This is a genomic window from Okeania sp. SIO3I5, from assembly GCF_010672085.1.
Taxonomy (GTDB): domain Bacteria; phylum Cyanobacteriota; class Cyanobacteriia; order Cyanobacteriales; family Microcoleaceae; genus Trichodesmium.
Genome location: NZ_JAAHHT010000298.1, coordinates 4237 through 10397 on the forward strand (window position 1 = coordinate 4237; position 6161 = coordinate 10397).

The following is a 6161-nucleotide window of genomic DNA, read 5'->3' on the forward strand; positions in this document are numbered from 1 at the left end:
TCCGAGGTCTCCACTTCCGAAAAATCTTCAGACTCCCTCTTACTTCCACAGCAAAATCAGCAGAATTTTTCTACAGAAATAGAAGGTGCAACGTCCGAGGTCTCCACTTCCGAAAAATCTTCAGACTCCCTCTTACTTCCACAGCAAAATCAGCAGAATTTTTCTACAGAAATAGAAGGTGCAACGTCCGAGGTCTCCACTTCCGAAAAATCTTCAGACTTCCTCTTACTTCCACAGCAAAATAGAGAAAAATTTCCCATAGAAATAGAAGGTGCAACGTCCGAGGTCTCCACTTCCGAAAAATCTTCAGACTTCCTCTTACTTCCACAGCAAAATAGAGAAAAATTTCCCATAGAAATAGAAGGTGCAACGTCCGAGGTCTCCACTTCCGAAAAATCCTCAAACTTCCTCTCACCTCCTCCGCAAAATAGAGAAAAATTTTTTACAGAAATAGAAGGTGCAACGTCCGAGGTCTCCACTTCCGAAAAATCCTCAAACTTCCTCTTACTTCCACAGCAAAATCAGCAGAATTTTTCCATAGAAATAGAAGGTGCAACGTCCGAGGTCTCCACTTCCGAAAAATCCTCAAACTTCCTCTTACTTCCACAGCAAAATGATGAGGAATTTTCTAGAGAAATAGAAGGTGTAACGTCCGAGGTCTCCACTTCCGAAAAATCTTCAGACTTCCTCTCACCTCCGCAGCAAAATGATGAGGAATTTTCTACAGAAATAAAAGGTGCAACGTCCGAGGTCTCCACTTCCGAAAAATCTTCAGACTCCCTCTTACTTCCACAGCAAAATCAGCAGAATTTTTCTACAGAAATAGAAGATGTAACTTCCAACTTTTCCAGTTCCGAAAAAGACTCAGCTAACACGAATTTTGCCACGGATACAGGGATTGATTCTACTGCCATTTCTCTATCTTTTGCTCAATCTAAATCTAGTAATTTTTCAGAATTTGAGGAGGCAGACACGGATTTTGCCACGGATATACGGATTAATTCTACAAACGATGAAAATACTAAATTTGCGAAATTAATTACTAATGTAGATGGTTATCTTTGCGAATTAAAAGAAGCACAAATTCGCGATGGTTTACATATATTTGGTCAATCTCCTAAAGGTCAACAACTACGAGATTTGATTGTAGCGATCGCTCGTCATCCTAGTACCACTCGTTTAGGTTTAACTCGCGCTTTAGCTAAAGATTTAAACTTAGATTTTGACCCTCTCACCGACGATTTTTCGACAATTATTAATGAGAACTTATTGATAGATGGAAAATCTTGTCGTACCCTGGGTGATGCTGTTGAGTTGCTCGAAGAAAAAGTAGCTAATTTAGTCGAAAATTTAATTAACCAAAATCTGATTAATTCTCCCTTTCCACAGACAAATAAAGAATTAGAATGGATTCGCCAAAATCTTCTACCTTCTCTGCAAAAAACCGATCGAGAAATTATCAACTTATTAATAGGATTAGACGGCAAATATATCCCTAGTGGTTCCTCCGGCGCTCCGACAAGAGGTAGACCGGATGTTTTACCCACAGGTCGTAATTTTTACTCTGTAGATATTCGCGCCATTCCAACAGAAACTGCTTGGAGAATAGGACAGTTAGCAGCAGAAAATTTAATCGAAAGATACACTCAAGAAAATGGTGAATATCCTCAAACTTTAGGGTTATCAATATGGGGAACTTCTACCATGCGAACTGGTGGAGATGATATTGCTGAAGCACTTGCTTTATTAGGAGTAAAACCAGTCTGGGATAGACCTTCGAGAAGAGTTATCGACTTTGAAATTTTGCCAGTTTCAATATTAGGAAGACCTCGTGTGGATGTAACTTTAAGAATTTCTGGTTTCTTTAGAGATGCTTTTCCTAATATTATTGATTTATTTGACCAAGCTGTTATTGCTGTAGCTAATTTAGATGAACCAGAAACGGAAAATCCTTTGGCTGCTCAAGTTCAAAAAGAAGTCAAATATTGGCAAGAATTAGGGTTAACTGAAGTTCAGGCAAAAGCACGTTCTCAATACAGAATATTTGGTTCCAAACCAGGAGCTTATGGTGCAGGTTTACAAGGTTTAATCGAATTTCAAAATTGGCAAAATGACCAAGATTTAGCTAGAGCTTATATCAATTGGAGTAGCTATGCTTATACAGGAATTAATAATAGTTTTAATCCTGAAAAAAGAGCGATAAATTCTCCTGAAGCATTTTCCCAACGTCTCCAACAAATGCAGATAGTTTTGCATAATCAAGACAATAGAGAACATGATTTATTAGACTCCGATGATTATTATCAATTTCAGGGAGGAATGACTGTGGCAGTTCGCGCTTTAACAGGCAAAAATCCTCAGACTTATTTTGGGGATAATTCTATGCCAGAAAATCCTAAAGTTAGACAATTAAAAGAACAAATTGCTAGGGTTTATCGTTCGCGAGTTGTTAATCCTAAATGGATAGCTGGAGTGATGCGTCATGGTTATAAAGGAGCTTTTGAAATGGCAGCAACAATAGATTATTTATTTGCTTATGATGCGACGGCAAAATGTGTAGAAGATTTGATGTATCAAGGAGTAGCAGAAACTTATCTTTTTGATGAGAATGTACAGTCATTTATTCAAGCAAAAAATCCTTGGGTATTGCGGGATATGGCAGAAAGATTATTAGAAGCAAATCAACGAGGTTTATGGCAGTCAGCTAATCAAAAAACCTTGGAAAAATTGAGGGTTATCGCTCTTGAGGCAGAGGGAGTAATTGAGAATTTAGAATTCTGAATTTAGAATTATGAATTTAGAGTTCAGAAGTAATTTGTACCCAGAAATAGTTGATGATTTTCTGAGAAAGTCAAGTCAAATTTTGTCATTTTTGCTGAAAAATTAAGGTTTAAAGATTCTACTTTCAAGGAGAAAAAAAATTCTTTTCAACAATCCTCTTCTTTTTCAGAAGAGGTAATTATTAATTATTAATTGTTAATTATTGAACCAACCTTGCCATTCAAAAAATCCTTGGGCATTGCGGGATATAGCAGAAAGATTATTAGCAGCAAATCAACGAGGTTTATGGCAGTCAGCTCATCAAAAAATGTTAGATAAATGCAACCTATCGCTCTAGAAGCGGAAGGAATAATTGAGAATTTAGAATTCAGAATTTAGAATTCAGAATTTAGAATTCCGAAGTAATTTGTACCCATAAATAGTTGAGGATTTTATTAGACAGTCAAGTCAAATTTTGTCATTTTTACCAAAAAATTAAGGTTTAAAGCTTCTCCTTTCAAGGATAAAAAAACAAAAAAAAATCCTTTTCAACAATCCTCTTATTTGTCAGAAGAGGTAATTATTAATTGTTAATTATTAATTATTGAACCAACCTTGTCATTCAAAAAATCCTTGGGCATTGCGGGATATGGCAGAAAAATTATTAGAAGTAAATCAATGAAGTTTCTGGCAGTCAGCTAATCAAAAAATGTTGAAAAAATTACAGGCGATCGCTCTTGAGGCAGAGGAAGTAATTGAGAATTTAGAATTCTGAATTTAGAATTCTGAATTTAGAGTTCAGAAGTAATTTGTACCCAGAAATAGTTGAAAATTTTCTGAGAAAGTCAAGTCAAATTTTGTCATTTTTGCTGAAAAATTAAGGTTTAAAAATTCTCCTTTCAAGGCTCAAAAAAAATCCTTTTACAGCGGTTTTCATATGAATAAACTACAATGATACTGACTCTTCACTCCTAACTCTTGACTCCTGACTCCTAACTCCTGACTCCTGACTCCTGACTCCTGACTCCTGACTCCTAACAATGAATTTAGTGGTCTACTCAACTGAAAAGCGCTGTAAACAATCATCTTCTTTTTCATAAGAAGTAATTATTAATTATTTAACCCACCTTGTCATTCAAAAAATCCTTGGGCATTGCGGGATATGGCAGAAAGATTATTAGCAGCAAGTCAACGAGGTTTCTGGCAGTCAGCTAATTAAAAAATGTTGGAAAAATTGCAGGCGATCGCTCTTGAGTCAGAGGGAGTAATTGAGAATTTAGAATTCTGAATTCTCAATTCTCAATTAACAGTTTCCGAAGTAATTTGTACCCAGAAATAGTTGATAATTTTCTGAGAAAGTCAAGTCAAATTTTGTCATTTTTGCTGAAAAATTAAGGTTTAAAGATTCTACTTTCAAGGAGAAAAAAAATTCTTTTCAACAATCCTCTTCTTTTTCAGAAGAGGTAATTATTAATTATTAATTGTTAATTATTTAACCCACCTTGTCATTCAAAAAATCTTTGGGCATTACGGGATATAGCAGAAAGATTATTAGCAGCAAATCAACGAAGTTTATGACAGTCTGCTAATCAAAAAATGTTGGAAAAATTGCAGGTTATCACTACCGAGTTTGGTATAATACAGACCAAATAACCTGTTTGATAATTCTTACTAAGCTAGTGTTAATTATTCATATTTTTACTTCTCCCTTACTCCCTTACTCCCCTACTCCTCTCACCATGACAAATTATTTTGATAATTCTTGTAAAATAGGCATTAATTTTTCATTCAATGTTTTATATCCTGCTCGATTAAGATGAAGGAAATCTCTACTATATTCTTCCCTAACTTTTCCTTGTTGATTTACTAAAATGTCTCCTGTATCAAAAATTATTACGTCTTCGTTTTCCAATGAATAAATAAAATTATTTACTTCCTTAATTGCTGTAGTTACTATATCGGGCGACCAAAAAAGTTTTCTTTTTAGAGGTACTTCTGACAGGGGAAAAATAGTTGTCATAATCACAACAGCACCAAGCTGACGAGACTCACTCACAATTTCTTTGATATTTGATTTACACTCAGAAATAATTGTCTCTTTATTCTCAGGAAATAGAGGTATTCTAGATAAATCATTGACACCAACTTGAACTATGACAATATCTGGAGATAAAGGTTGAAGATGTCGGTTTAATCTTCCTAAAACTTGTCCTGTAGTTTGACCAGAAATACCCCGATTAATAAAATTAAAATCATCAAAATCTTCAGGTGACTTCCAAGCGCGGGCGCGAGAATCTCCCAAAAAAATTATATTCTTTTGCTGTGAATTTCCAGTCTCTTGAAAATTAGGTTCAAGAGGATAATAATTTATGGCAAGTGGGTTTAATTGTAGGGAATTTAATCGTAAATAAAAATTTCTGCTTCTCTGAAAAAGTTGGAAATTCAGCCATAAAGAAATTAATGTAATTATAAATAAACAGATGATTATTATTTTGTTTTTCTTCATAAATGACAACAATTTTACCTACAGAACAAAAGACAGTTTATATTGAAAAGGAGGAGGTTTAAACTTCTGGGAATTAATTATAGCAATCCTAAAATAGGTTTTCATTAATGGATAATTGATAATTACCTCTGGTTAAAACCGTTCTTGATTGAAGATCGGGAAATATGATTTCTTTTTTTCCCACTTACTCCCAAAAATAACATAATTCAGAGTCGAGTATTTCCTGGATTATGGTTAGCAGTCTCAGCACTTTTAGCTGGAAATATGGCAGAAGTTCTCAAAACTCTACAGACTGGGTTAACTTCTTCCGAATATCAGACTTTTCAACAAAAATTGGGTAATAAATTTTGAGTTTTTATTTTTGATTTTATCAATATAAATAGAAGTCATTTGGTATATTTGTTCCCACAAATACTTGTTTTTCCCTTATCAAATCTTTCCATCCATCGCTCCTGAGTGGAAAACCACCAACATTTTCATTTTCTGAAGCTCCGAAAAAATTTGCGCGTCAAAAGGTTATAGGTTGCATCCTCAGATTTTTTTTGATATACTAAAGATTAGATGGAGTCACTCGCCTATATACATGATTTTTTATTCAACTAAGTATAATATAGCAGTCGAAGTAAAGGCCACGGAGATTACTAAACGCTATTTGTGAAGCATTTTTGTAGGAAAAACTAACTCTGAGATTAATGCATGAATTTTGAATTTTGCGTAGTGGAAAACCACCAACATTTTCATTTTGTGAAGCTCCGAAAAAATTCGCGCGTCAAAAGGTTATAGGTTGCATCCTCAGAATTTTTTTGATATACTAAAGATTAGATCGAGTCACTCGCCTATATACATGATTTTTTATTCAACCAAGTATAATATAGCAGTCGAAGCAAAGGTTAAG

Annotated in this window: 3 protein-coding genes and 1 pseudogene; 3 read left to right on the forward strand and 1 reads right to left on the reverse strand. The window is 34.5% G+C overall.

The features are described 5' to 3' along the window. The 3 genes and pseudogenes from cobN to F6K40_RS41185 form a co-directional block, all read left to right on the forward strand. On the forward strand, positions 1 to 2781 hold a 2781-nt coding region (gene cobN, locus F6K40_RS35665; RefSeq protein WP_293143526.1), incomplete at its 5' end, for a cobaltochelatase subunit CobN. 202 nt (positions 2782 to 2983) lie between these two features. After that, positions 2984 to 3118 carry a cobaltochelatase subunit CobN gene (locus F6K40_RS35670; protein ID WP_293143528.1) on the forward strand — a complete coding sequence of 45 codons (135 nt, stop codon included), beginning with the start codon at positions 2984 to 2986 and terminating at the stop codon, positions 3116 to 3118. 789 nt (positions 3119 to 3907) lie between these two features. Further along, positions 3908 to 3979, forward strand: a pseudogene (locus tag F6K40_RS41185) (hypothetical protein); the annotation flags it as partial. A gap of 528 nt (positions 3980 to 4507) precedes the next feature. On the opposite strand, the gene F6K40_RS35675 reads toward F6K40_RS41185, so the two are convergent. Beyond that, positions 4508 to 5062 (reverse strand): SGNH/GDSL hydrolase family protein, encoded by a 555-nt coding sequence (locus F6K40_RS35675; RefSeq protein ID WP_293143530.1) that lies wholly within the window; start codon positions 5060 to 5062, stop codon positions 4508 to 4510. Positions 5063 to 6161: the final 1099 nt, after the last annotated feature.